This window comes from Blautia sp. MSK18_10 (assembly GCF_020553185.1).
GTDB lineage: Bacteria > Bacillota > Clostridia > Lachnospirales > Lachnospiraceae > Blautia_A > Blautia_A wexlerae.
On sequence record NZ_JAJCGT010000115.1, the window covers coordinates 1 to 873 of the forward strand.

An 873-nucleotide genomic window follows, 5' to 3' on the forward strand; every position below is an offset into this window, starting at 1 on the left:
TATGCAGCATCCAAGCTCTGGAATGTCTGTAATTACGAGCGTCAGCATTACAAAGAAACAGGGATGGAGCAGTATCCTGACTGGTACTATCAGAAAAAAGCCCATAAAGAGGATCTGTGGTATAAACAACTCCCGTCCCAGACCGCCCAGGAAGTCTGCAGGTTGCTGGACAAGGCATGGAAGTCTTTTTATGCCCTGAAAAGAACCGGGGGGATCGAGACTCCCAGACCGCCGCGGTTTAAGCAGGAAAGTATCCCCATTACCTATATGCAGATGGGGATCGTGCATGAGCGGGATACGGGCAGAGTCCGCCTGTCCCTTCCAAAGACATTAAAAAAATATATGGAAGAAACATATCAGATCCATGAAAACTTTCTTTACCTTGAAAATAAGATTTTCAGGGGCATGGACCAGATCAAACAGTTGCGGATCTATCCGCCGGAGAAGGGAAGCTGTAAAATTATTGTTGTTTATGAGGTTCCTGACCAGGAAAAACTTCCACAGAACGGACATGAACTGTCTATTGATCTGGGGCTTCACAACCTTATGACGTGTTATGATTCCGAAAATGGGAAGACGTTTATCCTGGGCAGGAAGTACCTTGAATTGGAAAGATATTTCCATAAAGAGATCGCAAGGGTGCAGGCCCAGTGGTATGGGCAGCAGTCCGGAAAGGGAGTAAAGCATCCGGTCACATCAAAACATATCAGGAAGTTATATAAGAGAAAACAAGACTCAGTAACGGACTATCTGCACAAGATCACAAGATATCTTGCAGAATACTGCCGGGAACAGGAGATCACCTGTGTCGTTACAGGGGATATCCGGAACATCCGGAGAGAAAAAGACCTGGGACACAGGACAAACCAGAAG

At 46.0% G+C, this 873-nt stretch carries 1 protein-coding gene; it reads left to right on the top strand.

The window, feature by feature from the left end; all coding sequences use genetic code 11:
* On the top strand, positions 1-873 hold an 873-nt coding region (locus LI074_RS17055; RefSeq protein ID WP_173702691.1), incomplete at both ends, for an RNA-guided endonuclease InsQ/TnpB family protein.